At 34.4% G+C, this 26,745-nt stretch carries 27 protein-coding genes; 19 read left to right on the forward strand and 8 right to left on the reverse strand.

Going from position 1 to position 26,745, the window contains the following annotated elements; all coding sequences use genetic code 11:
* Nucleotides 1-8: 8 nt before the first annotated feature.
* A complete protein-coding gene (locus tag RM538_RS06675; RefSeq protein WP_311332630.1) occupies nt 9-311 on the reverse strand; it encodes an antibiotic biosynthesis monooxygenase family protein in 303 nt (100 codons plus the stop codon).
* A 1-nt stretch (nt 312) separates the two neighbouring features.
* The gene (locus RM538_RS06680) at nt 313-1,386 is read right to left on the reverse strand and encodes an isoaspartyl peptidase/L-asparaginase family protein (RefSeq protein ID WP_311332631.1); all 1,074 of its coding nucleotides are present in this window, start codon (nt 1,384-1,386) and stop codon (nt 313-315) included.
* Nucleotides 1,387-1,585: 199 nt separating this feature from the next.
* Between RM538_RS06680 and RM538_RS06685 the strand changes: the two genes are divergently transcribed.
* The 3 genes from RM538_RS06685 (at nt 1,586) to amaB (ending at nt 4,345) form a co-directional block, all read left to right on the forward strand.
* Nucleotides 1,586-2,089, forward strand: coding sequence for a CAP domain-containing protein (locus tag RM538_RS06685; RefSeq protein ID WP_311332632.1), 504 nt, complete (start codon nt 1,586-1,588; stop codon nt 2,087-2,089).
* Nucleotides 2,090-2,158: 69 nt separating this feature from the next.
* A complete protein-coding gene (locus RM538_RS06690; protein ID WP_311332633.1) occupies nt 2,159-2,692 on the forward strand; it encodes a 3-hydroxyanthranilate 3,4-dioxygenase in 534 nt (177 codons plus the stop codon).
* 99 nt (nt 2,693-2,791) lie between these two features.
* Nucleotides 2,792-4,345, forward strand: coding sequence for an L-piperidine-6-carboxylate dehydrogenase (gene amaB / locus RM538_RS06695; protein ID WP_311332634.1), 1,554 nt, complete (start codon nt 2,792-2,794; stop codon nt 4,343-4,345).
* A gap of 52 nt (nt 4,346-4,397) precedes the next feature.
* On the opposite strand, the gene RM538_RS06700 is transcribed toward amaB, so the two are convergent.
* The 5 genes from RM538_RS06700 to RM538_RS06720 all read right to left on the reverse strand — a co-directional run bounded on the left by RM538_RS06700 (nt 4,398) and on the right by RM538_RS06720 (nt 9,427).
* Nucleotides 4,398-5,123 carry a metallophosphoesterase family protein gene (locus RM538_RS06700; RefSeq protein ID WP_311332635.1) on the reverse strand — a complete coding sequence of 242 codons (726 nt, stop codon included), beginning with the start codon at nt 5,121-5,123 and terminating at the stop codon, nt 4,398-4,400.
* A complete protein-coding gene (locus tag RM538_RS06705; RefSeq protein WP_311332636.1) occupies nt 5,120-6,217 on the reverse strand; it encodes a TFIIB-type zinc ribbon-containing protein in 1,098 nt (365 codons plus the stop codon). Before RM538_RS06705 ends, RM538_RS06700 begins: the two co-directional genes overlap by 4 nt.
* Before the next feature lie 3 nt (nt 6,218-6,220).
* A complete protein-coding gene (locus RM538_RS06710) occupies nt 6,221-7,354 on the reverse strand; it encodes an SPFH domain-containing protein (RefSeq protein WP_311332637.1) in 1,134 nt (377 codons plus the stop codon).
* Between the two features lie 66 nt (nt 7,355-7,420).
* On the reverse strand, nt 7,421-8,557 hold the full coding sequence (locus RM538_RS06715) for an ATP-binding protein (protein WP_311332638.1): 1,137 nt from the start codon (nt 8,555-8,557) through the stop codon (nt 7,421-7,423).
* Between the two features lie 111 nt (nt 8,558-8,668).
* Complete coding sequence (locus RM538_RS06720; RefSeq protein ID WP_311332639.1) at nt 8,669-9,427, reverse strand: SDR family NAD(P)-dependent oxidoreductase; 759 nt, start codon at nt 9,425-9,427, stop codon at nt 8,669-8,671.
* 157 nt (nt 9,428-9,584) lie between these two features.
* On the opposite strand from RM538_RS06720, the gene RM538_RS06725 reads away from it, so the two are divergent.
* The 13 genes from RM538_RS06725 (at nt 9,585) to RM538_RS06785 (ending at nt 24,128) form a co-directional block, all read left to right on the forward strand.
* Nucleotides 9,585-10,589: an AAA family ATPase gene (locus RM538_RS06725; protein ID WP_311332640.1), complete on the forward strand. Its 1,005-nt coding sequence runs from the start codon at nt 9,585-9,587 to the stop codon at nt 10,587-10,589.
* A 98-nt stretch (nt 10,590-10,687) separates the two neighbouring features.
* A complete protein-coding gene (locus RM538_RS06730) occupies nt 10,688-11,554 on the forward strand; it encodes a DUF58 domain-containing protein (protein ID WP_311332641.1) in 867 nt (288 codons plus the stop codon).
* An 18-nt stretch (nt 11,555-11,572) separates the two neighbouring features.
* A complete protein-coding gene (locus RM538_RS06735) occupies nt 11,573-13,258 on the forward strand; it encodes a DUF4381 family protein (RefSeq protein ID WP_311332642.1) in 1,686 nt (561 codons plus the stop codon).
* Complete coding sequence (locus tag RM538_RS06740; protein WP_311332643.1) at nt 13,258-14,262, forward strand: vWA domain-containing protein; 1,005 nt, start codon at nt 13,258-13,260, stop codon at nt 14,260-14,262. Before RM538_RS06735 ends, RM538_RS06740 begins: the two co-directional genes overlap by 1 nt.
* Before the next feature lie 2 nt (nt 14,263-14,264).
* Nucleotides 14,265-15,308 (forward strand): vWA domain-containing protein, encoded by a 1,044-nt coding sequence (locus RM538_RS06745; RefSeq protein WP_311332644.1) that lies wholly within the window; start codon nt 14,265-14,267, stop codon nt 15,306-15,308.
* Nucleotides 15,308-16,153, forward strand: coding sequence for a tetratricopeptide repeat protein (locus RM538_RS06750; RefSeq protein WP_311332645.1), 846 nt, complete (start codon nt 15,308-15,310; stop codon nt 16,151-16,153). Before RM538_RS06745 ends, RM538_RS06750 begins: the two co-directional genes overlap by 1 nt.
* A 2-nt stretch (nt 16,154-16,155) precedes the next feature.
* Entirely contained in the window at nt 16,156-17,928 is a 1,773-nt protein-coding gene (locus RM538_RS06755) for a BatD family protein (RefSeq protein ID WP_311332646.1), read from the forward strand.
* 5 nt (nt 17,929-17,933) lie between these two features.
* Nucleotides 17,934-18,683 carry a tetratricopeptide repeat protein gene (locus RM538_RS06760; RefSeq protein ID WP_311332647.1) on the forward strand — a complete coding sequence of 250 codons (750 nt, stop codon included), beginning with the start codon at nt 17,934-17,936 and terminating at the stop codon, nt 18,681-18,683.
* A 67-nt stretch (nt 18,684-18,750) separates the two neighbouring features.
* The gene (locus tag RM538_RS06765; protein WP_311332648.1) at nt 18,751-19,047 is read left to right on the forward strand and encodes a hypothetical protein; all 297 of its coding nucleotides are present in this window, start codon (nt 18,751-18,753) and stop codon (nt 19,045-19,047) included.
* 85 nt (nt 19,048-19,132) lie between these two features.
* Nucleotides 19,133-20,725, forward strand: a complete 1,593-nt coding sequence (locus RM538_RS06770; RefSeq protein ID WP_311332649.1) for a SulP family inorganic anion transporter — start codon at nt 19,133-19,135, stop codon at nt 20,723-20,725.
* Between the two features lie 2 nt (nt 20,726-20,727).
* Nucleotides 20,728-21,501 (forward strand): universal stress protein, encoded by a 774-nt coding sequence (locus RM538_RS06775; RefSeq protein ID WP_311332650.1) that lies wholly within the window; start codon nt 20,728-20,730, stop codon nt 21,499-21,501.
* Between the two features lie 41 nt (nt 21,502-21,542).
* Nucleotides 21,543-22,172 (forward strand): carbonic anhydrase family protein, encoded by a 630-nt coding sequence (locus tag RM538_RS06780; RefSeq protein ID WP_311332651.1) that lies wholly within the window; start codon nt 21,543-21,545, stop codon nt 22,170-22,172.
* A gap of 108 nt (nt 22,173-22,280) precedes the next feature.
* Nucleotides 22,281-24,128 (forward strand): SulP family inorganic anion transporter, encoded by a 1,848-nt coding sequence (locus RM538_RS06785; RefSeq protein ID WP_311332652.1) that lies wholly within the window; start codon nt 22,281-22,283, stop codon nt 24,126-24,128.
* Between the two features lie 51 nt (nt 24,129-24,179).
* Here RM538_RS06785 and RM538_RS06790 read toward each other — a convergent pair whose 3' ends face one another.
* Nucleotides 24,180-24,713, reverse strand: coding sequence for a CvpA family protein (locus RM538_RS06790; protein WP_311332653.1), 534 nt, complete (start codon nt 24,711-24,713; stop codon nt 24,180-24,182).
* 80 nt (nt 24,714-24,793) lie between these two features.
* Here RM538_RS06790 and RM538_RS06795 point away from each other — a divergent pair, with 80 nt between their 5' ends.
* The 3 genes from RM538_RS06795 to RM538_RS06805 are packed head-to-tail and all read left to right on the forward strand — an operon-like array spanning nt 24,794 to nt 26,639.
* Nucleotides 24,794-25,150 carry a hypothetical protein gene (locus RM538_RS06795; RefSeq protein WP_311332654.1) on the forward strand — a complete coding sequence of 119 codons (357 nt, stop codon included), beginning with the start codon at nt 24,794-24,796 and terminating at the stop codon, nt 25,148-25,150.
* Between the two features lie 43 nt (nt 25,151-25,193).
* Nucleotides 25,194-26,213, forward strand: coding sequence for a phenylalanine--tRNA ligase subunit alpha (pheS, locus tag RM538_RS06800; RefSeq protein ID WP_311332655.1), 1,020 nt, complete (start codon nt 25,194-25,196; stop codon nt 26,211-26,213).
* A gap of 30 nt (nt 26,214-26,243) precedes the next feature.
* Nucleotides 26,244-26,639, forward strand: coding sequence for a hypothetical protein (locus RM538_RS06805; RefSeq protein ID WP_311332656.1), 396 nt, complete (start codon nt 26,244-26,246; stop codon nt 26,637-26,639).
* Nucleotides 26,640-26,745 lie beyond the last annotated feature (106 nt).

Raw genomic sequence — 26,745 nt, forward strand, 5'->3', positions numbered from 1 at the left:
ATTACTAACTATCTTTCAAAACTATACTCTCGCTCTACTTTACAAATACGTAGCGTATAGTTTTTGTACCAGTTAGTTATGCCTAAATGTTGTGCTTTTTTATGCTCAATATCTTCTTTCCAATTAGAGATTGCTTTTAAGGAATCCCAATAACTAATGGAGATGCCTATGGTGTCTCTTGCACTTTCAAAACCTAAAAACCCTGGCTGTTGTCTAGCCAAGGTTTCCATTTGTTTTGCCATTTTTTCATACCCCTCTGTTTTTTCAGTTAGGGTGTTTGTAAAAATAACAGCGTAATAAGGTTGGGTCATCTTATTCTTTATAAATTCCAATTACCAATTCCCCTTCTGCGTTCATGTGGGCGCGATACATACCTGCTGTATTAAACTCCATAGCAACATTTCCATCTTTATCTATCGAGACAATACCACCATCTCCTCCTAATGCAGGCACTTTTTCTTGTATTACTTCTTTTGCTGCTTCTTGTAAGCTAAGACCTTTATATTCCATTAGTGCAGAAATATCATGTGCTACCATAGCACGTATAAAATATTCACCCCAGCCTGTTGATGAAACTGCGCAGGTTGCATTGTTAGCATAGGTTCCAGCACCAATAATAGGTGCATCTCCAATTCTATTCCATCGTTTGTTGGTCATACCTCCAGTTGAAGTACCTGCAGCAAGATTTCCATTTTTATCTAAGGCAGCACAGCCTACGGTTCCAAATTTTGAATCTTTTATAAATGGGTCTATAAATGCAGTTGTTCCATCATGATCTAGTTCTGCTTTTTCTCTATCCTTGATGCGCTGTAAAGACTTAAACCTTTTCTCTGTGTAGAAATAAGACGGATCTACTAACTCAAAACCTTTTTCTTTAGCAAAAACCTCAGCGCCTTTGCCACTTAACATTACATGGGGAGAATTGTTCATTACCTCTAGGGCAAGGTCTATTGGGTTTTTAATTTGAGTCACACCGCTTACTGCTCCTGCATTTAAGGTTGCGCCATCCATTACAGAGGCATCTAACTCGTTTGTTTCTTCATGAGTAAAAACAGCTCCTTTTCCTGCATTAAAAAGAGGTGAGTCTTCCATTATGTTAATCGTTTTGGTAACAGCCTCCATTGCAGTACCACCATTTTTAAGAATGTTGTGCCCTACTTTAATGGCCTCTTCTAGTTTAGATTTGTAAGCAGCTTCTAAAGAGTCACTCATATTTTTTTTAAGAATTGTACCTGCACCTCCATGAATTACAATTCCAAAATTTTCTAACTTTTGTTCTGTTTCTGAAGCAACTTTCGTTACCTTTTTAACACTTTCCGTATCATTTTTACAGCTGAAAGACACAAAAATCACGATTAAAAGTGTTAAAATTTGAATTTTTTTCATATTTCAAGTTTGAACAATAAATATAGGAATTTTCCTAGTAATGACGGGCGATGAATGACGATGAAATTTCTTACATAAAGTTCAAATAAATGATATTTTTTCGATTAAATGCACAATAAATCAGTTTAAATGTATTTATATGTCATTTTTTTCTTACATTTGAGTCAGCATCATGCCCCAAATTTGATGCCCCCGACTTATGAAAACATTAAAACTTAGCCTACTGGCTTTGGTAATGATTGCATTTACTACATCATGCCAAAAAGATGAAGAAGTAGTTCAAGAAGAAATTAACTACACAATAGACCTGTCCCTTGTTAACGAAACAGATTGGGAATTAGCAAACGAAGTATTAAGACTTGTAAATGAGCATAGAGTATCTCAAGGACTTTCTACTATTAAAAAAGACAAGCAACACGCAAGTGCTTATGCCGTAGATCATACTAAATATATGATTGATCAAAGTAAGATTAGTCATGATAACTTTGGAGTTCGTTCTGCTGCATTAAGAAGTCAAGGTGCTAAAACTGTTGGAGAAAATGTTGCCTTTGGATATACAGATGCTGAAACCCTTGTACATGCATGGTTGAGCAGCCCTAGCCACAGAGCTGTAATTGAAGGAAATTATACACATTCTGGTTTTGGAATTGTACCTGATGATGGAGGCAGATATTATCACACACAACTTTTCTATAAGAAGTAAAATTACTTTAACTTTTATAACTTAATCTATTGCCGTATTTTTAAAGTCACATCTTTAAAAGTTACGGCAATGGCTATTTTAAAACCTTTTAATTTAACCCAATGGGTAGAAGAAAATAGAGATTTACTAAAACCACCTGTTGGAAATAAAAATCTATATAAAGAAGCAGATGACTATATTGTTATGATTGTTGCAGGCCCTAATGCTCGCAAAGATTATCATTACAACGAAACAGAAGAGCTTTTTTATCAATTAGAAGGTAATATAGAAGTGCATATTCAAGAAGACGGAGAAAAGAAAACTATGAAATTAGGTCCTGGAGATATGTACTTACACCCAGCTAAGGTGCCACATTCTCCTGTGCGTCAGGAAAACTCAATTGGATTAGTTATTGAAAGAAAACGAAACGATCTAGAAGCAAAAGATGGATTATTATGGTTTTGTGACTCTTGTAACAATAAACTCCACGAGGTGTATTTTTCGCTTACCGATATTGAAAAAGATTTTTTAAAGCATTTTAAGCATTTTTATGGAAGTGAAGATTTACGCACCTGTTCAAATTGTGGGACGATAATGGAAGTAGATAGTCGTTTTACTGAATAAGAATAATGACGCTTACTTTACTACTCTAAACTTTTACAGTCTTCATAGCTTTCAGTACCTTCGCAACAATTAATTTTAAATTAAAAAAACATACATAATATGTCAACGGTAGCAACTAGCTTTGGAATAGAAGAAGCGCTTCAAGAACTTGGTATTAAAGAATTAAATAAGGGAACTTCAACGGGAAGTAATTGGTTTTCTGATGGAGATGAAATAGCCTCAAAGTCCCCTGTAAATGGCGAACTTATTGCCAGAGTTACTTCTACTTCAAAAGAAGATTATGAAAAAGTGATGAGTGCTGCTACTTCTGCATTTAAAACATGGAGAACGATGCCAGCACCGCAAAGAGGAGAAATTGTAAGACAGTTTGGTGATAAATTAAGAGAGAAGAAAGAACCACTTGGTAAGCTAGTTTCTTATGAGATGGGAAAAAGTTATCAAGAAGGATTAGGTGAAGTACAAGAAATGATAGACATCTGTGATTTTGCAGTTGGTTTATCTAGACAATTGCATGGACTTACTATGCATAGTGAGCGTCCTGGACATAGAATGTATGAGCAATACCACCCGCTAGGTGTAGTAGGGATAATTTCTGCTTTTAACTTCCCAGTTGCAGTTTGGGCTTGGAATACTGCATTGGCTTGGGTTTGTGGAGATGTTTGTGTTTGGAAACCTAGTGAAAAAACACCTCTATGTGGGGTTGCTTGCCAGAATATTGCAGCAGAAGTTTTTGCTGCAAACAATTTACCAGAAGGTATCTCATGTCTAATTAATGGAGACTATAAAGTAGGTGAATATATGACAAAGGATAAAAGAGTTCCTTTGATCTCTGCTACAGGTTCTACAAGAATGGGTAAAATTGTTGCTCAAGAAGTAGGTGCGAGATTAGGAAAGTCTCTTTTAGAATTAGGAGGAAATAATGCCATTATAGTGACTCCAGATGCCGATGTAAAAATGACGGTGATTGGTGCTGTATTTGGTGCAGTAGGAACAGCTGGGCAACGTTGTACTTCTACACGCCGTCTTATTATTCACGAAAGTATGTACGACAAAGTTAAGAATGCAATTGTAGATGCATACAAACAATTAAGAATAGGAAACCCATTGGACGAGAACAACCATGTTGGACCTCTTATTGATACAGATGCTGTTGATATGTACCAAAAAGCATTATCGCAAGTTGTAGAAGAAGGTGGAAATATTATTGTAGAAGGCGGTGTATTATCTGGGGAAGGTTATGAGAGTGGTTGTTATGTAAAACCTGCAATTGCTGAAGCGCAACCAGAATATAAAATTGTACAACACGAAACGTTTGCACCTGTTTTATATTTATTAAAGTATAGCGGCGACGTAGAAAACGCCATCGATATACAAAACAATGTAGCACAAGGACTGTCTTCGGCTATCATGACAAATAATTTAAGAGAAGCGGAACGCTTTTTAAGTCATGCTGGAAGTGATTGCGGAATAGCTAATGTAAATATTGGAACCTCTGGAGCAGAAATTGGTGGAGCTTTTGGAGGTGAAAAAGAAACAGGTGGAGGACGTGAGTCTGGTAGTGATGCTTGGAAAGTTTATATGAGAAGACAAACCAATACCATTAATTATACTACAGAGCTACCTTTAGCACAAGGAATCAAGTTTGATTTATAGTATTAAAGTATATCTATATACAAAAAAGGCTCACATTATAAGTGAGCCTTTTTTAATTCCGTCCCTTTTCATCAGGATATAACTCCCAAACAGGGTCACTTTGCCAAAACTCTTTAGTTTCTGTATTTATAATAGAAACAGGGCCTTTAAAAGCAGCGCCAGTATCTATATTCCATACGTTGGCAAAATTAGTGGGTGTAGTTTTTCCAATTCTTGTAACTGGTGTGTGGCCTATGTAAATTTCAGAAAAGAGCTTTAGTCTTTTAGGGTAATTTTTATCTTCTGGTGATAGATTTGGGTTTAAAGCACATACCATTTCCCATAACGTTCTATCCCAATAAACTACATTAGGGAAATATTCATTCTGTGGCCCGTGTAAATTAGTAAATCCTGCATGTAAATACAGTTTGTTTTCATCGTCAATATAGTAGTTGTGCAACGATTCTAAAAATTGAATGTGTTGCTGTTTTTCTTCTTCAGAAATTTTAGCATAGCTATCTTTACTTGCTTGCCCACCATGATTGAGCCACATGGTTGGCTCTCCTTTTCCAACTAGATAATTATAGAGTAATTCATCATGATTGCCTCGTATAAAAATGCAGGGTTGTTTTTCAGAAAAAGAAAGTAAAAAACGAATGGTTTCGGCATTTTCACTCCATCCATCAACATAGTCGCCTACAAAGATAAATGTATCATTTACCACATAGGGTACTTTGTCTAATACTTGTAATAGTCCTTTTAACCCTCCATGTATATCACCAACTACGTACGTACTCATTGATTTTGATTCGCAAAATAAACAATTACTCCAATCACGATAAGAATACCCAAAACTAAAAAGAAAATTTTCCAGAAAGAATATGGGCGTTGTCCAGAGAGCACTCCTGTTTGCCCATTCACGAAAAAGTTATAGCGCTTTCCTTTAAACTTATAAGCACTAATATATACAGGTAATAAAATATGCTTGAAAGTTTCTTCGCTTAGATGCATATTTATAGAAGATACTCTTTGTGTATCACCTCCAATGTCATTTCTTGCCCATCTAGTTGCAATAACTTTAGCTTCTTTTTTGGCGTCTAAATGCCCATCTTTTAAAGGGATAGTATATTTTTCGGTAACAAAACCAGCTAGAAAACCGCTGTCAAAGGGTTTTAATTCTTTTAAGTTCCATCGTGATACCTTTGAAGGGATAATCCCAGATTTTTGTTTGGAGGCTTTAATAAGTGTGTCATCTACAAAACCACTTACGTTACCAGAGGCTGGATACCAGCGGGTTCTTCGTTCTCTTACAGTACGTCTATTTTTACCAGAGCCTACTGTTCTTGTCACATAATAGTATTCTCCTCTTTGTCCAGTATAGGTAGCAAATAGCTGTGCGTCAAAAGTCCAGTAAGGTGAATAAAGTCCCTTAGTATGTTGTGGGTCTAGCGATGCTTTTTTTAAATCGTTTGGTGCAAACCAAAGCCCATTTACCCATTTTTTAAAAATCTGATGTGCTTTTTCTTGTGATAATTGAAAAGGAACAACAGCTCCCGGCAAAATCCAATCTTCTTTATATGCATCTTCTATAATAAGAGGTGTACTGCAATAGACACAATGTAAAGACTTGTAATTTTCTTCAATATGTTGGTTGGCACCACAATTTTTACATTGTAACATAGTGATTTGCTCACTATGTGATTGCGCGCCCATTTCATTTAAATATTTAAAAAGCTCTAACTCCTCAAAGGTGTTTTCTGAAACAAGAATCTCTTGCTTGTAACTACAATAATCACAGGTAAGCGAAGTTGTCCCAGGAGCATAGGTAAGTTCTGCGCCACAATTGACGCAGGACTTTTTTAATTCAGATTTTTGAGTAGGTGTTTCTTGCATTGGTTATGATGCAGGAAGTGGTGGTGGTGTGCTTCCTCCTAAAAATGCTTTTAATTCTTCTACTTTTTGTAAAGCTATCCAATTTTGCATGCCTTGTTTCCAGACAAGTGTATCCTTGTTTACGGTTCTATTAGCAAAAAGTGCTTTTAATTGCTCAAAAGAAACAGGTCCTGCTTGTTGTCCATTAGCTGCATAAAAATATTGTATAGCTACTGGCATTGGAGGCGGTGTCGTACCTTGCGAGACTCCCATTTGGGGCTGTTGCTGTTGACCTGACATCATTGTGCCTCCCATTTGTTGTGCAAGGACAAAGCCCATTCCCATTCCCATTCCTGCGCCAGCTGTTCCTCCTTCATTTGTAGCAGCGGCTTCAATAGCTTTTGCAGTTTTAAACTTAGTAAGTTTATCAAGATCTAGTTTGTCAATACGGCTATACTCAAAGATTTCTTTTTTAAGGTCTTCTGGCATTGAGACATTTTCAATAAAAAATTTCTCAAGAGAGATACCAACGCTATTAAACTCTGGTTGCATTACTTCCTTACAGGTTTCAGACAATTCAGTAGTATTTGCAGCATATAATTCTATAGGCAAGTTAGCTTCTCCAACTGTATCTGTAAATCGTGTGGCAATTAGACTTTTTAGGTGTTCATTAATTTCGAAGTTGGTAAAATTATTATCTGTACCTACAATATCTATTATAAATTTTCCAGCGTCATTAATTTTAAAAGCATAGGTTCCAAAGGCTCTAATTTCAACAAGACCAAATCGCTCATCGTTTAAAGTAATTGGGTTTTTTGTCCCCCATTTTTCGTCTGTAAAAAGATGTGTGTTTACAAAATAAACTTCAGCCTTGAATGGGCTATTAAAACCATATTTCCACCCTTTGAGGGTTGCCAGAATAGGTAAGTTTTGTGTGTTTAATGTGTAAGTGCCAGGAGTGAACACATCTGCAAGTTGTCCTTCATTAATAAAAACGGCTGTTTGTCCTTCTCGAACAATTAATTTTGCTTCGTTTTTAATTTCGTTTTGATAGCGTTCAAAGCGGTGAACAATGGTGTCATCTGTGTAGTCAAGCCACTCAATAATATCAATAAATTCGTTGCTTAACTTTTCTTTTATTTTGTCAAAAATTCCCATGAGGTAGTGTTTTATTATTGAATTCTAAATATAAGTAAAATATTTGCAGTTAATGTTACAGGGAAATCAATTATACTTTACCTTTCTAAGTATCCTAACAGATTCTTTATAGCTTTTATATACGCTTTGATTAGTAGCCTTTAAATAGGGTTTAGCCTCTAATAATTTTGTTTTTGCTTCAGTAAAATCATTTAAGAAACAAATAAGATAGGTGGCTGGAAGGTGCTGTAAATCTTTTTCTTCTGAAGGGTTTAAAGCAATCTTATTTTTAAGTTTTTCAATTAATGAATTGTTAGAGTTATAAATATGATGCAATGTTTTTTTATTGAACCGTGGTGGCTCAAAAATTAGCGTAGTATCTATTTGGTACGATCCATTATCGCTAAAGGTGATGCAAACCTCTTCTAAGGGATAATATTTATACTTGTCATTGAGTCCAAGGTGGACATATTCGGTTATTTTAAATTCGTCATCTGTATAAGCGATAGTGACTTCATCTAATGTTGAATAAAAAAGACGTACTTGCTCGTTTATCAATTCTATATCTACTCTGGAATAATAAGTTTTTCCTTTTACTTCTTTTATATTGCCAGACCAACAGACAACAAATAACTCTTTAAATACTTTGTAGTGAGATGTTAAGTCATTATGACGGTGATTCATAAAATCAATAACGCCATCTAGTGTATGCTCGATGTTGTTTTTTGCTTTATTCTCTATGGCTTTTACAATCTCTGAGTTGACATCTTTTATTTCAATGTCAAAATCCTTAGGCATAGAAATGCTTCCGTCTCTTAGAAATATGGAGCCTCCCCAATATTTCCAAATGTTTTTACGAAGTGAAGTTATCTTTCCGTTGGGTCTAATTGTGACCAAGCCTACTACTTTGTCTTGCTGTAAATGAGGGAAGGCAACATTTTCATATACAATTATAGGAGCGTTTGTTAAATAGGCATTTACGAGGTTTTGTATTTTACTATCATCAAAAAAATCGACTCCTCTTATTTCATTGGTCTCGTCTTCTACACCAATTACTATATAGCTGTTATTAGCTGGATTACTATTGCTAAGGGCGCAAATATGTTTAAGAAATTTAGCTTTACCCTCTTTACTGCCAAGATCAATTTTTCGTTTTTTATCATAAAAGCTACTCTCATCATTGTGAGCAAGTAAGTTTTTAATTAAAAGACGTTTGTTAATCATATATGTTTTCCGCGAAGGAGGGAACCTTTTTTATTAAACCTCTCGAACGCTCTGCGCGGTATTCTCAAAATTAAATTAATTAATTTTTCAAATAATGTTCGAGGAGACATTTCATTTTTTATCCACAATAGTACTACTCGCCTGCGCTAGGCACATAACAGTTAAGTCTGCAATGTTCACATGCGGCGGCCTTGTTACTGCAAATAATATAATATCTGCTATATCCTCTGGATATAAGGGTGTATATCCTTGATATACTTTTGAAGCTCTTTGCGAATCACCCTTAAAACGCACCTCGCTAAATTCTGTTTCTACTAAGCCTGGGTTTATAGCTCCCACTTTTATACCCTTTCCATTAAGGTCTAGCCGCATTCCTTCATTAATAGCATCTACCGCATGTTTACTGGCACAATACACATTTCCGTTAGGATACACTTCTTTTCCAGCAGTAGAGCCAATATTAATAATATGTCCGTTTTTTTGAGCCACCAATTTTGGGATAATAGCTTTACTTACATAGAGCAAGCCTTTAACATTAATGTCTAGCATTGCGTCCCAATCTTCAATATTGCCCTTTTGTATAGGGTCTAAACCGTGTGCGTTCCCTGCGTTATTAATAAGAATATCAATTTTTGAAAATGCTGAAGGTAGTGACGCTATTTTCGAAAACACTTCTTCTTTATTTCTAACATCAAAAGTGAGTGTGTGGACTTCTGTTGTTTCAGAAAGTTCTTTTTTAAGCGAGTCAAGACGGTCCTGCCTTCTACCGCATATAATAAGCTTTGCGTTTTCAGAGGCGAACAAACGTGCTGTTGCTTCACCAATTCCAGAAGTTGCGCCAGTTATAAAAACCGTTTTATTTGTAATCATATTTTATTTTTAAAGGTAGCAAAAAGGCTGCAACAACTAAAAAAAGTCGTCGTCTTTATCATCAGTATTTTTAACCAATCATTAACAGGTATTTTTAAAATAAAAAAAGAAATTGCGGGTTAGTTAACCCGCACAAGCAAAAGAAAATATAATCTTTATGGAACAAGCAAATACGACACTTGATATTGGAGCATTAAATGAAAAAATAGAGAAGGAAAGTGCTTTTGTAGATTTACTTACTTTGGAAATGAACAAAGTAATTGTTGGACAAAAACACATGGTAGAACGATTACTTATAGGTTTGCTAGGGCAAGGACATATTCTACTTGAAGGTGTCCCTGGATTAGCAAAGACCTTAGCTATCAATACACTTTCAAAAGCTGTACAAGGAAGCTTTAGTCGTATTCAATTTACACCAGATTTATTACCAGCAGATGTTGTGGGTACCTTGATTTATAACATGAAGCTGAATGACTTCAGCATAAAGAAAGGGCCTATTTTTGCAAATTTTGTACTTGCAGATGAGATTAACCGAGCACCAGCAAAAGTTCAATCTGCATTATTAGAAGCTATGCAGGAAAAACAAGTGACAATTGGGGAAACTACTTTTACTTTAGACAAGCCTTTTTTAGTAATGGCAACTCAAAACCCAATTGAACAAGAAGGAACGTACCCGTTGCCAGAAGCACAAGTGGATCGTTTTATGCTTAAAACGGTAATTAAATACCCGCTTATTAATGAGGAACAACTTATCATGCGTCAAAACCTTACAGGTGCGTATGATACTGTAAACCCTGTAGTTTCCATAGATCAAATACTACGCGCTCAAAGTGCTGTACGAGAAGTGTATATGGATGAGAAAATTGAAAAATACATTCTCGATATCATTTTTGCAACGCGTACACCAGAAAATTATCGTCTGGCAGACTTAAAACCGTTAGTAAGTTTTGGGGCTTCTCCAAGAGGAAGTATTAACTTGGCCATGGCATCAAAATGTTATGCATTTATAAAAAGAAGGGGATACGTAATTCCTGAAGATGTTAGGGCTGTAGTCCATGATGTATTGCGTCATAGAGTTGGAATTACCTATGAAGCCGAAGCAGAAAATATAACTTCTGAGGATATAATAAACAAAATAGTAAACGAGATAGAAGTACCATAGGCTAGAGGCAGTCTCCAGTATTTACTATAGATATTGTGACACTAAAACCGCAACTTTTAACTACTGCCAACTGCAACTAAAAACTGTTTACTAGGAAAATGGATACTAAAGAACTTCTAAAAAAAGTACGGAAAATCGAAATCAAAACGAGGCGCTTAAGCGACCACGTATTTGGTGGCGAGTACCACAGTACCTTTAAAGGTCGCGGTATGACTTTTAGTGAAGTTAGGCAGTACCAATTTGGTGATGATGTTAGAAATATAGACTGGAATGTTACGGCACGTTATAACGAACCTTTTGTAAAAGTTTTTGAAGAAGAACGAGAACTCACCATGATGCTTATGGCAGATATTAGTGGGTCAGAGTTTTTTGGAACAGAGACGCAATTTAAAAACGAAATTGTAACTGAAATCGCTGCAACACTAGCATTTTCTGCAATGCAAAACAATGATAAGATTGGGCTTATTCTATTCACAGACCAGATAGAGTTGTTTATTCCACCAAAAAAAGGAAAGTCACACGTATTAAGAATAATTAGAGAACTATTAGAACACAAACCACAGAGTAAAAAAACAGATGTGGGTATGGCGTTAAAGTATTTAACCAATGTAATGAAGAAAAAAGCTATTGTTTTTGTGCTTTCAGATTTTATTACAGAAGGATACAAAGACACACTTAAAATAGTTTCTAATAAGCACGATGTAACAGGAATACGCATTTATGATAGACACGAAGAGGAGATACCAAATCTTGGAATGGTACAAATGTATGATGAAGAAACGGGAGAATCTTTTTTAGTAAATACATCATCAAAAGGAGTTAGAAATCAATATTACAGCTATCACAGAGAGCGTGTAGATTATTTTGAAGATGCTTTCTTAAAAAGTGGTGCTGGAGCATTAAGTTGTAGAGTAGATGAAAGTTATGTGAAAAAACTTTTGGGCTATTTTAAAAGAAGAGGGTAAAAGAAGTTAGACATACGAATGAAAAAGTACGAACCAAATAATAGAGACATGTTACATCGAGTGGTTTTTCTTGAAACAAGAAAAACTATATCGAGATGCATGCTATTATGTGCTCTTTTTCTTAATTCTTTTACGTCTTACTCACAAGTAACCTCTTCCACAGACACTACTCAAATACGAATAGGTGAAGAAATAAAGTACACCATTGAAGTTACGGCAGATACTACAGACCTTATTGTTTTTCCTGAAGGACAAACCTTTTTACCACTAGAAGTAATAGAGAGTTATAAAGTAGATACTACCTACGAACAAGCAAAAATGAAGTTGTTTAAAAAGTATGGCCTTACAGAATTTGATTCTGGGAGTTACCTTATACCACCGCAAAAGGTATATATCAATGAGAAACCATACCAATTAGACTCTTTGCGAGTAGAGGTTAGAGATGTGCCAGTAGATACGACACAGCAAAAAATGTTTGACATTAAGCAAGCACAAGATGTAGAGTCACCACCTTTCAATTTTTTAAAATTACTATATTGGATTATTCCTATCCTACTATTGGTAGGGTTGGTACTTTTTATTTTCTTCAGAAGAAAAAAAATTGCCGAAGCTAAAGAAGTACAACTACCGCCGTATGAAGAAGCGGTAGCTGCTTTACAAGAGCTAGATCAATCTAATTATTTACGTGAAAATAAGTCTAAAGAATACTATTCGCAGTTAACCGAAATTGTAAAAAGATACTTGGATAGAGAGGTGGATGATACCGCTCTAGAAAGCACAACAGATGAGCTTATTGAAAGGCTAAGGTTACACAAAGACGCAGGTAGTTTTGATTTTGATATCGAAAACCTTAAAGAGCTAGAACAAATTTTAAAGCGTGCCGATTTAGTAAAGTTTGCCAAAATGCAGCAAGATGCAGGACAAGCAAATGCAGATAGAGGAACCATTGAAGAAATTATTAATGAAACTCATGAAGCTGTTCCAGAACCTACCGAAGAGGAGTTGCTTGAGAATGAACTGTATCTAGAAGAGTTACAAAAGAAAAGACAGCGCAAAAAGAGAATTACTTTTGCTATTGGAGCACTTGCTGCGATACTTCTTTTTGGAGTGGGATATGGAGTTGTTACTGGCTTTGACAACTTAAAAGATAAAGTTTTAGGCAACCAGATGCGAGACTATGCAGAGGGGCGATGGATAAAAAGTGAGTATGGTAGCCCAGCCATTATTATAGAAACACCAGAAGTATTAGTTCGCCAAGAAGTTATAAATGATTCGTTGACGAGTTTAATGGTAAAAGACCAAAATGTATTTAGTTTTGGAGATATTCAGGAGCCATTATATGTGAGTATAAGTACTGTTAATTACATTGAGCCACAAGACCAGACCTTAGAATTAGCTTTAGACCAAGCGTTAGTCCAGTTTGAAGATAATGGAGCAACCAACCTATTGGTTAAGCGAGATGATTTTGAAACTGAAAAAGGAATTAAAGGTATTAAGGCTAGTGGTACATTTAATGTTAAAGTAGCAAAAAATAAAGTCTTAAAAGAAGAAAGTAATTACCAGTTATTGTTATTTGCTCAAAAAACAGGCCTACAACAAGTAGTAATAACCTATCAATTTGATGAGCGTTATGCTGAAGAAGTTATAGATAGAGTAATAGCCTCTGTAGAACTAGAAATCCAAGAAAATCAAGGCGAAAAATAATGTTTGAAAATTTTGAATTTGTGAATCCTAATTTGTTCTGGTTGTTTTTACTACTTCCAGTAGCAATAGCTTGGTATTTATGGAAACGAAAGCAACAAACACCAACTTTAAAAATTTCGAGTACCAAAGGATTTAAGACACAAAAAAATTGGCTATCTCGTTTTAAACCTGCGCTTTTTATTTTGCGATTGCTAGCGCTTTCGGCTTTAATAGTAGCAATGGCAAGACCTAGAACTGTGGACGAGTCTACCAGAACTAAAACTACCAAAGGGATTGATATTGTAATCGCAATAGATGTTTCTGCAAGTATGTTAGCTAGAGATTTAAAACCTAACAGATTAGAGGCCTTAAAAACTGTTGCTGCTCGTTTTATTAACGCACGTCCTAATGATAGAATTGGCCTGGTAGAATACGCTGGAGAAAGCTATACAAGAACCCCTTTAACAAGTGACAAAAGCATTGTACTATCGTCTTTAAAAAAGATAGAATACAATACAGTAATAGAAGGAGGTACGGCAATTGGAATGGGTTTAGCAACTTCAGTAAATAGATTAAAAGAGAGTATTGCTAAGAGTAAGGTAATTATTTTGTTGACAGATGGAGTAAATAACGCGGGTTTTATAGACCCCAAAATTGCAAGTGAATTAGCTGTAGAGTTTGGGATTAAGGTCTACACTATTGGATTAGGAACTAATGGTATGGCATTATCGCCTATTGGAATTAGACCCGATGGTAGCTTTCAATACGGAAATCAACAAGTAAATATTGATGAAGAGTTACTTAAAGAAATTGCAAAAACTACAAACGGGAAATACTTTAGAGCAACCAGTAATACAAAACTGGTTGAGATTTATGACGAAATCAATAAACTAGAAAAAACAGATATAGAAGAGTTTAAATACACTAATTATGACGAAAAATTTCGTCCTTGGGTGCTATTAGCATTAGGACTTTTAGGATTGGAATTTTTATTGCGTTATACGGTGTTTAGGAGTTTTATATAATTATGTATCAACTAGAACAACCCATATACTTTTATGTTTTATTCGCCATTCCGGTGATACTTGTTCTATTTATAGGGGTCTTATTGTGGCGTAAAAACGTACAACGTAAATTTGCAGACACCTCTTTATTTTCAAAGTTAGCACCTAACAAATCTGTTTTTAAGCCTATTCTTAAAGTAGTCGTTTTATGTCTTGCTGTTGCTTGTTTAAGTTTTGGATTAGTAAACCCAAAAATTGGAACCAAGCTTGAAACAGTAAAGAGAGAAGGAGTAGATTTAGTATTTGCCTTGGACGTTTCAAAAAGTATGGTGGCCGAAGATATTGCTCCTAACCGTATAGAAAAGTCAAAACAACTAATAACCCAAATTATTAATAGCCTAGCAGGTGACCGAATTGGAATTATTGGGTATGCAGGAAGTGCTTTTCCACAGGTGCCAATTACAACAGATTTTTCGTCGGCCAAGCTGTTTTTAAACAGTATGAATACAGACATGGTATCCTCACAAGGAACAGCCATTACTGAGGCAATTCAGTTAGCAGAAACCTATTACGACGACGAAAACCAAGTAAATAGAGTGCTCATTATAATTTCAGACGGGGAAGACCATGAAGGTAATGTTGCAGAAATGGCAGAAGCTGCAGCAGAAAAAGGGATTAAAATTTATACCATAGGAGTAGGTACTCTTGCTGGAGGCCCTATTCCAATTAAAAGAAATGGAGTTCTTCAGTATTACAAAAGAGATCAAAATAACGAACAAGTAATCACCCGTCTTGGAGAAGAAACCCTCAAAGAAATTGCTGAAGAAGCCAACGGAGAATACATAGACGGCACTAACACAAAAGAAGTGGTAGAAACTGTAAAAGCCATCTTAAGTGGTATGAATAAAAAAGAATTTGAAGCAAAACAGTTTACAGATTTTAAAGATCAGTTTCAATGGTTTCTTGGCGGGGCATTATTTTTGTTATTATTAGATGTGTTTTTATTAGAAAGAAAAACAGCTTGGGTACAAAAACTTAACTTGTTCAATGAAAAAGAGATAGAATAATGAAAGTATTAGAATACATATTAATTGTCACTTTTGTTTTCTTTGGAAATACGTTAAACGCACAAGAAGATAAAGAAAAGCAAAAGGAATTAAGAGAGGCACAACAATACCTTAGTGATGCTACTGATGCATTAGAAGAAAACAATTTTCCACAGGCAGAGGCAGAGTATAGAAAATCTATTGCAATTAACCCTGCCAACGACACAGGCAAATACAATTTAGGAAACGCCTATTACGAAAAAGAAAAAAATGGAGAGGCAATGCTACGTTTTAAACAAGCTGCAGCAGTTGCTACTAACAAACCAGAAAAACACAAAGCATTTCATAATCTTGGTAATACTTTTATGAATGAAAAAAAGTATAAGGAGGCCGTAGAAGCTTATAAAAATGCACTTAGAAATAATCCAACCGATGATGAAACTCGATATAATCTAGCTTTAGCAAAAAAAATGCTTGAAGAGGAAAATAAAAATGGAGGTGGTGATGAAGGTGATAAAGAGCAGAAGAAGCAAGACGAAAATAAAGAAGATCAACAGAATAAGGATAACCAAGACCAACAAAACGAAGGAGATAAAGGAGATAAAGAAAAGGACAAAGAGCAAGATCAAGGAGAAAAGAAAGAAGACAAAAAAGAAGGAGATAATCAAGAAGATAAAGGAAAGCCAGAAGAGAAAGAAGAACAAGGAGATAAAAAGCCGCAACAACAACCCCAGCCAGGTAAGCTTTCCCCACAGCAAGTAAAAAGTTTGCTGGAAGCAATGAACAATCAAGAAAAGAAAGTACAGGAAAAAATAAATGCTAAAAAAACCAAAGGAGCGAAAGTAAAATCTAATAAAGATTGGTAGTAATGAAGCTAAAAAACTTTATATACGTACTATTTTTTATGATAGCCAGCTCTGTGCAGGCACAGGTTTCTTTTGAGGCTAAAGTAAGTAAAAACAAGCTAGGACTTAATGAGCGCCTTCGTATTGATTTTGAAATGAATCAAGATGGAGATAACTTTAGACCGCCTTCTTTTGAAGGATTTAGAGTTATTGGAGGTCCTAACCAAGCAATAAGTAATTCTTATATAAATGGAAAGCGTAGTTACTCTAAAACCTACTCCTATTTTTTAACTCCACTATCAAAAGGCTCCTATTCCATTGGTGAAGCGAGTATAGAAATTGATGGAACTTCTTACACGACAGCTCCAATTAAAGTACAAGTAACAGATGCTGTAAAGCTGGATAAAGATGGAGATAACCTTCAGGAGCTTGCAAGCGACAAAGTACATCTTGTGGCTGAGGTTTCTAAGACTAGTCCATACCTTAATGAAGCTATTACAGTTGTTTATAAAATGTATGTGTCAAGAGATGTTACTGTAAATAGTAATTGGCGAGAAATAGACACTCCTAAGTATGCAGATTTTTGGAGTCAGAATATAGACAGCAGAGGAAATTACAAAGTATATGATGGTAAGTATAAAGGAGAAGATTATAGATATGTAATCTTACGCACTACGGTGTTGTACCCTCAAAAAACGGGTAAGCTAGAAATAGAACCACTTACTTTGGATGTGCCTATGGTAGTACCAACCAATAGAAGAACCATATTTGGAGGATACCTTCAAAAAAGAGTAAATAAAGTTGTGTCTGCGGGAAAAAGGACGATAAAGGTAAAACCCTTACCTCTTGAAGGACGCCCCGATGACTTTGCAGGAGCTGTAGGTAGCTTTAGTTTTGATGTTTCAACCAACAAAACTACATTAGATGCAAACCAATCTTTAGAGTTAAAAGTAAAAGTAAATGGTAATGGTAATTTAAAACTTTTTGATCCACCCTCTATAAAACTACCAATTGCATTAGAGGTATATGAGCCTGAACGAAATGAAAATGTAAGGACAAATGCTTCAGGTATGGGTGGGCAAATAGAAGAAACCTATACTATTGTTCCGCAGTACAAAGGGAACTATCCTATAAGGCCTATTACATTTTCCTATTTTGACCCAAAAACTGAAAAATATACAACACTTTCTTCTGAAGAAATTGTGATAAATGTAGAAAATGGGCCGTTGACTTCAGAAGCTAACACCACTTCCGAAACTAATGGGAAACAACCTGTAGTATTGTCTCAAGACCAGTTTAAGTATATAAAGCTATCAGCAAACTTAACACCTGTTGAAACAGTTCCATTTTTTAAATCTACTACTTTCTGGACGCTATTAGGAACTCCTTTGTTACTTATACCAATATTTATTTTTGTAGGTAGAAAACGCAAAGAACGTCTGGCAGATGTTGCTGGAAATAAAACCAGAAAGGCAAACAGGTTGGCAAGAAAGTATCTTTCAGAGGCAAAGAAAAACCTCTCTAACAAGGCGACCTTTTATGATGCACTAGAACGAGCACTACATAATTACTTAAAAGCCAAGCTCCATATAGAAACTTCAGAAATGGATAAGGATACAATTTCAAACTTACTAGCACAAAGAGAAGTGTCTAAAAGCACAATAGATTCATTTTTAACCATTTTAAAAAGTTGTGAGTTTGCTAGATATACACCTGCATCTACAACAGCAATGCAAGAGGACTATAATAGTGCTGTAGAAGTAATTTCAAACATTGATAAACAAATTGTATTATGAAGTCGATGAAATGGTATATCACTTTGATAATATTGCTTTTTGTTAGCATCTCTGTAGGGCAAAACGACGCCTTATTTAATAAAGGAATTTCATTTTATAAAGAAAAAAAATATACTGAAGCAATTGATGCCTGGAAGCAGATTGAACAGCATGGGAGTCATAGTGCAAGTCTATACTTTAATTTGGGTAATGCCTATTATAAGCTTAATAGTATTGGTCCAAGTGTTTATTATTACGAGAAAGCTTTACAATTAGCTCCCAACGATAGTGATATAAAAAATAATTTGGCATTTGCCGAAAATGCTAGAATAGATGCAATTGAACCTTTGCCACAAAGTGTTTTTAGTAAATGGTATAATAGCATCGCAACACTTTTTACTTTTGATGGATGGGCAAAAACAGCAATTGCATTAGTTATTATGTTTGTTATTTTGTTTTTGGGCTACTACTTTTCATCTTCAGAAAGAACTAAACGCTTCTTATTTGTAAGCTCATTACTGTCAGTTTTTTTAGGATTGGTTTCTCTAACGATGGCCTACCAAACCTATACAGATTTTATAAATGATAAGCCAGCCATCATATTTGCAGAAAGTGCTGAAGTAAAAAGTGCCCCTTCTGTAGGAGGGCCATCTGTTTTTATACTTTATGAAGGCACCAAAGTTCAAATTATAGATCAAGATAACGAGTGGTATAGAATAAAACTCGCCGATGGAAAAGATGGATGGTTGCCAAATAATGACCTCAAAGAACTGTAATTTTTAAAAAACTTTTAACACTATTTTTTGTTTAATTATTTAATTTTGCTGTTCGACAAAACGGGCTATGAGAATTAAAGGATTTTTCTTTTTATCGTTATTTTTACTATTCATTGTAACACCAATTACAGTAACATTGGTTGATATAAATGAAGATGTTTCTGCTTTTTTTTCAGTAACTGAAGAAGAAGAGAAATCTAATAAAAAGAATATTCAGTTAGAGTTCTTAATTTCAAAAAACCCTAACCCAGAATTATCGTTGTTTTTTTACAAGAAAGGTAATTCTATGGAGTATTTTTTCAAGAATTATAATATTCCTTACCTTAATATTTTAAGTCCACCTCCCGATTTAAACATAATATAACCAGTTTTTTGAGTAAGCCTTTTCAGGCTATTTTCTAATAAGAGTCAAGCAATACTTTAGCTTAGACTCAAATCAATTATTTATTATGTTTAAAAATTTAAAGAATGACATACCGGCGAGTATTGTCGTATTTTTTGTCGCACTACCATTATGTTTAGGTATTGCATTAGCAAGTGGAGCACCATTATTTTCAGGATTAATTGCAGGTATTGTAGGAGGTATTGTAGTAGGGATTTTAAGTGGATCCCAGATAGGAGTAAGTGGTCCTGCGGCTGGATTAGCAGCAATAGTATTAACTGCAATAACTGCACTAGGTGGTTGGGAAAATTTCCTTGTAGCAGTAGTATTGGGAGGAGCTATACAACTTCTATTTGGAGTGTTACGCCTTGGAATAATTGGATATTATTTTCCATCATCTGTAATCAAGGGAATGCTAACAGGAATAGGTATTATTATTATTTTAAAGCAAATTCCGTATTTCTTTGGTATAGATAAAAATCCAGAAGGAGATTTTGCATTTCTTCAAATAGATGGCGAGAACACATTAACCGAGTTACTAAAAACCTTAAATGCATTATTTAGTGGAAACTTTGATAAAGGAGCAGCTATAATTGCATTAATTGCCATAGGTATTTTAATTTTATGGAGTGCTGTTTTGAGTAAGAAAGGTAAAATCTTTCAATTAATACAGGGGCCTCTTGTAGCTGTAGTTGCAGGTATTGTTTATTACTTTGTTACTCGAGATACTGGTTTAATGCTAACTCAAGAACACTTAGTTTCGGTTCCAGTTCCAGAAAGTATTTCAGATTTAAAAGCTCAGCTTTCGTTTCCAAATTTTGAAGCAATAACGAGAACAGATGTTATAATTACGGCATTTACTATAGCTCTAGTAGCATCTTTAGAAACATTATTGTGTGTAGAAGCTACAGATAAATTAGATCCTCAAAAAAGAGTTACTCCAACAAATCGTGAGTTATTAGCGCAAGGTACAGGTAATATGATATCTGGTCTTGTAGGAGGACTTCCAATTACACAAGTAATTGTAAGAAGTTCTGCAAATATTCAATCTGGCGGAAAATCTAAGGCAAGTGCTATTATACATGGATTTTTCCTATTGATATCTGTAGTTACAATACCACAAATACTAAACTATATTCCTCTTTCGGTTTTAGCAGCTATCTTATTTATAGTAGGGTATAAGCTTGCAAAACCATCAACATTTAAAAAAATGTATAGTTTAGGTTGGAAGCAGTTTGTTCCATTTATAATAACAATTTTAGGAATTGTCTTTATTGATTTATTATGGGGTATTGGTTTAGGTCTTCTAGTAGGGATAGTAGTAATTTTAATTAAGAGTTACCAAAACTCTCATTTTCTTCATATTGAAGATAAAAGTAATGGAAAGCATAAAATTAAAATGACACTAGCAGAGGAGGTTACTTTCTTTAATAAAGGAGCAATTTTAAAAGAATTGGATAGCCTTCCAAGAGATACTCAACTTGAATTTGATGTTCGTAAAACTAGATATCTTGATAATGATATTGTTGAGATTCTAGATGATTTTGCTTTTAAAGCAAAGGAGAGAAACATTGACATTAAATTAATCTCTGAACGCGGAATTATAGAAAACCCTGAGAGTTTTATTGAATTTTTTCAACTTAGACCAAAAACTGCATAATTATGAAAACGCAAAAAAAATATAAAATCTCGGTGCTTTCAAATCTTAGAAAGGGGGCATTAAATAATGAGCTTAAAAGTAGTATTAGTTTAGCTAAAATGATTGGAGCAGAAATAGAGGTATTCTATGTAAAAAGTCCGCTGGATGTCATAGGATATGAAAATCAATTTTCGGCACTAAAGTCTATAGAAGAAAACTATATTGCTACGGATACTAGAATTAGAGACATAATAAAACCAATTGCAGAAGAGTATAACATTAAAATTAAACACTCTTTTGCTTTTGGGAACCCTAAGGTAGAAATTAAAAAGTACCTAGATGAGGCAACTCCAGATATGGTAGTTATTGAAAAAAAGAAAAGAATTGGGTTACAGTCAATAAACATAGATTTAGCCTCCTTTATTTTAAAACAATATAATGGAGTTGTTATGATTATGCAGCCTAAATTTTTATTAAACCCTAATGAAAAGCTGTCATTAGGTCTTTTTGACTCTTTAGAGCCTAAGCTTGATGTAGATTTTAACAAGGTATTATTGCAACACAGAAAAGGACCTGTTCCATTATTTAAAATAAGAGATAAAAAGGAAGCTCCAACAAGAACAAACTTAAGCGATGAAGTAGAAGAGTTTATTTTTGAAAAGGGAGTATCAGGTCTAAAAAACATTTCAAACTACCTTGTTAAAAAAGGAGTAAACCTACTTTGTGTAGATCGAAAAACTCTAAAGACACACTCAGTTAACCAACTTAATGTACCACTATTGGTTACAAACAACTAAGTTGTAATAATTTTTTTGTAATTTATAAACAAAATTTAAAGATGAAAGCACAAACAAAAGAAACACAAAATTCATACAGTCCTCAATCTGCAATAGATGCATTAAAAGAGGGAAACCAAAGGTTCTTGGCAACCAAACAAGCTAATAGAGATTTATTAGAACAAGTAACAGATACCTCTGGAGGGCAATATCCTTTTGCAGTTGTATTAAGTTGTATAGATTCAAGAGTTCCTGCCGAGATAGTTTTTGACCAAGGTATTGGAGATATTTTTAGCGCACGTGTTGCTGGAAATATAGTTAACGAAGACATTTTAGGAAGTATTGAATACGGCTGCAAGGTTGCTGGTAGTAAGGCAGTTGTGGTTTTAGGGCATACAGCTTGTGGAGCTGTTAAAGGAGCTTGTGATGATGTACAATTAGGTAACATTACTCCTTTACTGTCTAAGATTAAACCAGCTGTAAATGCAGTAACAGAGCCTTCAAATCAAGACGAACGAAATAGTTCAAACAAGACATTTGTAAATGATGTAGTTTACAAAAATGTTAGAATGACTATTGATAATATGAGGAACGATAGTGAGGTTCTTAATGAGATGGAAGGTAATAACGAAATTAAAATAGTTGGTGCTGTCTATGACGTAGCATCTGGAAAAGTTGAATTTTTAGACTAAAATCAAATGATTTAGAGAGTTCTAAAAATTTTGTTAAAAAAAAAGGTCAGGGGTTTCTTCTGGCCTTTATTAGTTTTAATTCTTTACATTTAATGAAAATAATCATTTATGAAAGGAATATTTACAAATATTAGAGGAAATCTTTTTGGTGGCATAACAGCTGGTATTGTAGCACTACCATTGGCATTAGCTTTCGGGGTTCAATCTGGATTAGGGCCTGATGCGGGTCTTTACGGAGCCATATTTATCGGTTTTTTCGCATCGCTTTTTGGTGGTACAAATACTCAAATTTCTGGCCCTACAGCTCCTATGACGGCAGTTTCAATGGTGATTATTGCTAGTATTATTGTAGCTAATGATGGAGATGTAGAAAAGGCACTACCCTATATTTTATTAGTTTTTTTATTAGCAGGGCTTATGCAAATTGTACTGGGCCTTGTGGGTCTTGGTAAGTACATTAAATATATTCCTTACCCTGTAGTTTCAGGTTTTATGACAGCTATTGGTGTTATTATTTTAATAACTCAACTCCTACCTATGTTAGGATATTATACTAAAGACGATACAGCCTTTATAAACGAATTTAAACCCGAAGCAGAAGAGGTCTTGCTCGATAAAATTTTAAAGGAAGAAGCAGGAGAAGATATTCTTGTACTAGAAGACTTTGAAGAAACTATAAAAAGAGCAAAGACTATTAGTGAAGATGATATTATGAAAGAAGCCTTGGTCCTTGCAAAAAAAGAAAGTTCGGGAGTATTAGGAGCTATTAAAACATTACCAAGAGCTTTAAAAGCCATCGATTGGTTAGAATTTATTTTAGCCATGGCTACGGTAATAATTATTTTTGGATTTAAGAAAATAACCACCAAAATACCTAGTACATTAGTAGCCCTTTTGGTCGTCTCCTGTGTTGCCATTTTTGCAAAACTAGATTATAGACCAATTGAAGAAATCCCAACAGGGCTGCCTATTCCTAATCTAGAAATGTTTACTAGTTTTAGTTTAGCAGCAATAACACCCTATATTTTTACGGCTCTTACGCTAGCATTTTTAGGTGCTATTGACTCCTTGTTAACTTCCGTAGTGGCAGATAATATGACAAAAACTAGACACAAACCCAATAGAGAGTTGGTAGGTCAAGGTATTGGTAATAGTATTGCTGCAATTTTTGGAGGTATTCCAGGTGCTGGTGCAACAATTAGAACGGTAGTTAATATTAATAGTGGAGGTACAACAAAACTATCTGGTATGATTGCGGCCATTTTGTTACTTATTATTCTACTAGCTTTAGGACCAGTAGCGTCTCAAATTCCAGCAGCTGTTCTTGCAGGAATCTTAATTACAGTAGGAATTGGAGTAATGGACTATAAAGGTTTAAAGGCAATCCCTAATATGCCAAGAAGTGAAGTTATTGTAATGATTGTGGTTTTACTTCTTTCAGTATTTTGGAATTTAGTTTATGCCGTTGGAATTGGACTTGTATTAGCTTCTTTAATTTTTATGAAAAAGATTGGAGATTCTACAGCAGCTAGGTCTAAAGTAGTTCCATTAGGAAATGCAGATGAACTTCAACTACCATGGAAAGATGAAATTAACTTCCCTATTAATCTAAAAGAAGAAGTGTTTATTAAAAGACTAGAAGGTCCTCTTTTCTTTGGAAACACAAGTGATTTCCAACAACTAGCAGGTGATGTCCCAGATACTGCTGCTTGTGTGATTATACGGATGGGAAAAACAGATTACATAGACCAATCTGGATTGTATGCAATGGAAGAGGCTATTTTGAGATTTAGCCAGAGAGGAATTAAAGTATTACTTACAAAACTTCCAGAACAGCCTAGAGTATTAATGGAAGAGATAGATATTATTCCAGATTTAATACCTAAAGATCAAATCTTTTCATCATTTAAAGATGCAATGGTTTGGGTAAAAGAAAATATAGAGGATACCCATTAAACAAAATGTTTAGATTACTTACAAAAGACTGTCTTTAAAGGCAGTCTTTTTCTATTCTAGCTCTTCTTCGTTTTCAGTATTTTTATTTTTAAAGCTTTCCACCTCTTTTAATATCTGTGGAAGTACAGATGGAGCCAGTACTGAAACTGGCGTGTATAAAATAGAGCTTTCTTTTTTCTCTTCAGAAATTACATATCCGCTAAGTGAAGAAGAAGACTCCAGAAACATAAATACGACACTTAAAATAAAAGCGTACATCAATCCACTAAAAACCCCTCCTAATAGCTTGTTAATAATTCCCAACATAGCAAAGTCCGCTATCTTTGTTAAAAATTTCCCGGCTATTGAAATAATAAATACAATCCCTGAAAATGTTACAGCAAAAGCAGCAAGATTGGTAATTTGTTCTCCCCAATTAAACCAATTTGATATATAAGATGCTGCGTAGTCAGAAAAGTGGATAGCTCCATATACTCCAGCAATTAGTCCAATAAGTGATGTTAAAGCAACAAATAGCCCTTTTTTAAAACCTCCATAAAAGCCTAGCAAAAAAATAACTCCTATAATTATATCTAGAGCACTCATACATTTAATTTTAAGTAAAGATAGTATTTCCGTTTCTATCTTAAATAAGATACAAGAACAGTATCTTTGTCAAACTAATTATGAGTAGAGATATACTTTTAAAAGAACGTTGGGAAAGCCTAATCACGTTATTAAGCAATCGTTTTGCAGATGGCGAGAAGTTAGATTTGGACGCAATTATTTATTTGGTTGGGTTACAAGAGCTCGGTCAGGTGCATAGAAGATTTAAAAAGGACGAAAAATTAAATCTTATGCATATTGCAATTTGTAGACTTCTAGAACCTTTTGGGTACTATGAATTCGATTTTTTTGATGATGATGGCTGGCCACACTATAAGGTTTTAGAACAACTCCCAGCACTTAAAGCTGGAGAACAAAGTATATTAATGAAAGAAGCTATTGTACAGTATTTCTTAGAAAAAGAAGTAATAGAATAGCAAATAAAATCCGTAATTTTGCCCTTTACAATATTTCTGAATTATGATAAAAAAGATAAAAGAACATATTGCAATAGTTGATGCTTTTACTGCTTCAACTAAAGATGAAGTAGAAACTTTCCGAATTAAATACTTGGGAAGAAATGGACTGCTTAATGACTTTTTTGCTGAGTTTAAAAATGTTGCAAAGGAAGATAAAAAGGAATTTGGTCAAGTTGTAAATACCTTAAAAAATAAAGCTCAAGATAAAGTAAATCACCTTAAAGAAGCAATTGAAAATAACGAAGAAGAAACAGGTGTTTATGGAGATTTATCACGTCCTGGAGAACCAATAACCTTAGGTTCTAGACACCCTATTTCTATTGTAAAAAACAAAATAATTGATATTTTTTCTAGGATAGGCTTTAATGTTTCTGAAGGACCAGAAATTGAAGACGACTGGCATAATTTTACAGCTTTAAATCTGCCGGAATACCACCCAGCTAGAGATATGCAGGATACTTTTTTTATTCAAACTAATCCTGATGTTCTTTTACGGACGCATACTTCTACAGTACAGGTTAGATATATGGAAGAAAACAAACCTCCTATTAGAACAATTTCGCCCGGGAGAGTGTATAGAAACGAAGCTATTTCAGCTCGTTCTCATTGTTTTTTCCACCAAGTAGAAGGTTTGTATGTAGATAAAGGAGTAAGTTTCGCAGATTTAAAACAAACCTTACAATATTTTACTACAGAACTTTTCGGGAAATCAAAAATTAGACTTAGACCTTCTTATTTTCCATTTACAGAACCTAGTGCAGAAGTAGATGTTTACTGGGGTTTAGAAACCGAAACAGACTATAAAATGACCAAAGGAACAGGTTGGTTAGAAATTATGGGTTGTGGTATGGTAGACCCTAATGTACTTGAAAATTGTGGAATTGACTCTGAAGAATATTCTGGTTTCGCATTTGGTATGGGGATAGACCGTATCGCATTACTACTACATCAAATCCCAGATATTAGAATGTTTAGTGAGAATGACATTCGTTTCCTTGAGCAATTTAAAAACTCATTATAATTTTTATTCTGAATAAATTGTAACCTATTTATGAAAAAGGACATTACCTTTCATGTTGCTGAAGACGTTTATATCGTTGCAATGAAAGAATGGGATAAAGATTTTCTTTCTCAAAATTGGAATATTTACTTTGTTAACACCAAAAAGAGCTCGTTAGAAACTGTTTTAGTTGTTTCTAGAGGGAATTCTTCTACTTTAAAGACATCAACCCTAAGGCACAATCTTGGTAATGTTGAGTCTAACACCATGAAGAAAATAGAATTTATAGCTAATGATGTATTAAGCTTTACTAATGAGTATTTAGTAACTTTCTTTCTGGACGGTAAACTGTATGACAAACAATTTACATTCACTCCTCATTCAATTTCAGAAGAAAATTTAGTAGAATTTAAATCACTTAATGTAGAAGTAATAGTAGCAAAGTAACTTGCAGTTTTTACTCTTCTAATTATTATAATTTAATAATATACTAAACAAAAAGAGAGCCGCTAATTAGCGGCTCTCTTATATATTGAATAATTTCTAAAAGAAT

It is taken from the genome of Patiriisocius hiemis (genome assembly GCF_031846325.1).
Taxonomy (GTDB): domain Bacteria; phylum Bacteroidota; class Bacteroidia; order Flavobacteriales; family Flavobacteriaceae; genus Patiriisocius_A; species Patiriisocius_A hiemis.

Bases quoted from the DNA above. Each gene is read 5' to 3' on its own strand.
- RM538_RS06745 (WP_311332644.1), top strand. From the start codon at position 14,265: ATGTATCAACTAGAACAACCCATATACTTTTATGTTTTATTCGCCATT.
- pheS (WP_311332655.1), top strand. From the start codon at position 25,194: ATGATAAAAAAGATAAAAGAACATATTGCAATAGTTGATGCTTTTACT.
- RM538_RS06770 (WP_311332649.1), top strand. From the start codon at position 19,133: ATGTTTAAAAATTTAAAGAATGACATACCGGCGAGTATTGTCGTATTT.
- RM538_RS06705 (WP_311332636.1), bottom strand. From the start codon at position 6,217: ATGCAAGAAACACCTACTCAAAAATCTGAATTAAAAAAGTCCTGCGTC.
- RM538_RS06735 (WP_311332642.1), top strand. From the start codon at position 11,573: ATGAAAAAGTACGAACCAAATAATAGAGACATGTTACATCGAGTGGTT.
- RM538_RS06785 (WP_311332652.1), top strand. From the start codon at position 22,281: ATGAAAGGAATATTTACAAATATTAGAGGAAATCTTTTTGGTGGCATA.
- RM538_RS06680 (WP_311332631.1), bottom strand. From the start codon at position 1,386: ATGAAAAAAATTCAAATTTTAACACTTTTAATCGTGATTTTTGTGTCT.
- RM538_RS06780 (WP_311332651.1), top strand. From the start codon at position 21,543: ATGAAAGCACAAACAAAAGAAACACAAAATTCATACAGTCCTCAATCT.
- RM538_RS06675 (WP_311332630.1), bottom strand. From the start codon at position 311: ATGACCCAACCTTATTACGCTGTTATTTTTACAAACACCCTAACTGAA.
- RM538_RS06805 (WP_311332656.1), top strand. From the start codon at position 26,244: ATGAAAAAGGACATTACCTTTCATGTTGCTGAAGACGTTTATATCGTT.
- RM538_RS06775 (WP_311332650.1), top strand. From the start codon at position 20,728: ATGAAAACGCAAAAAAAATATAAAATCTCGGTGCTTTCAAATCTTAGA.
- RM538_RS06720 (WP_311332639.1), bottom strand. From the start codon at position 9,427: ATGATTACAAATAAAACGGTTTTTATAACTGGCGCAACTTCTGGAATT.
- RM538_RS06730 (WP_311332641.1), top strand. From the start codon at position 10,688: ATGGATACTAAAGAACTTCTAAAAAAAGTACGGAAAATCGAAATCAAA.
- amaB (WP_311332634.1), top strand. From the start codon at position 2,792: ATGTCAACGGTAGCAACTAGCTTTGGAATAGAAGAAGCGCTTCAAGAA.
- RM538_RS06795 (WP_311332654.1), top strand. From the start codon at position 24,794: ATGAGTAGAGATATACTTTTAAAAGAACGTTGGGAAAGCCTAATCACG.
- RM538_RS06685 (WP_311332632.1), top strand. From the start codon at position 1,586: ATGAAAACATTAAAACTTAGCCTACTGGCTTTGGTAATGATTGCATTT.
- RM538_RS06790 (WP_311332653.1), bottom strand. From the start codon at position 24,713: ATGAGTGCTCTAGATATAATTATAGGAGTTATTTTTTTGCTAGGCTTT.
- RM538_RS06750 (WP_311332645.1), top strand. From the start codon at position 15,308: ATGAAAGTATTAGAATACATATTAATTGTCACTTTTGTTTTCTTTGGA.
- RM538_RS06740 (WP_311332643.1), top strand. From the start codon at position 13,258: ATGTTTGAAAATTTTGAATTTGTGAATCCTAATTTGTTCTGGTTGTTT.
- RM538_RS06755 (WP_311332646.1), top strand. From the start codon at position 16,156: ATGAAGCTAAAAAACTTTATATACGTACTATTTTTTATGATAGCCAGC.
- RM538_RS06725 (WP_311332640.1), top strand. From the start codon at position 9,585: ATGGAACAAGCAAATACGACACTTGATATTGGAGCATTAAATGAAAAA.
- RM538_RS06765 (WP_311332648.1), top strand. From the start codon at position 18,751: ATGAGAATTAAAGGATTTTTCTTTTTATCGTTATTTTTACTATTCATT.
- RM538_RS06760 (WP_311332647.1), top strand. From the start codon at position 17,934: ATGAAATGGTATATCACTTTGATAATATTGCTTTTTGTTAGCATCTCT.
- RM538_RS06700 (WP_311332635.1), bottom strand. From the start codon at position 5,123: ATGAGTACGTACGTAGTTGGTGATATACATGGAGGGTTAAAAGGACTA.
- RM538_RS06715 (WP_311332638.1), bottom strand. From the start codon at position 8,557: ATGATTAACAAACGTCTTTTAATTAAAAACTTACTTGCTCACAATGAT.
- RM538_RS06710 (WP_311332637.1), bottom strand. From the start codon at position 7,354: ATGGGAATTTTTGACAAAATAAAAGAAAAGTTAAGCAACGAATTTATT.
- RM538_RS06690 (WP_311332633.1), top strand. From the start codon at position 2,159: ATGGCTATTTTAAAACCTTTTAATTTAACCCAATGGGTAGAAGAAAAT.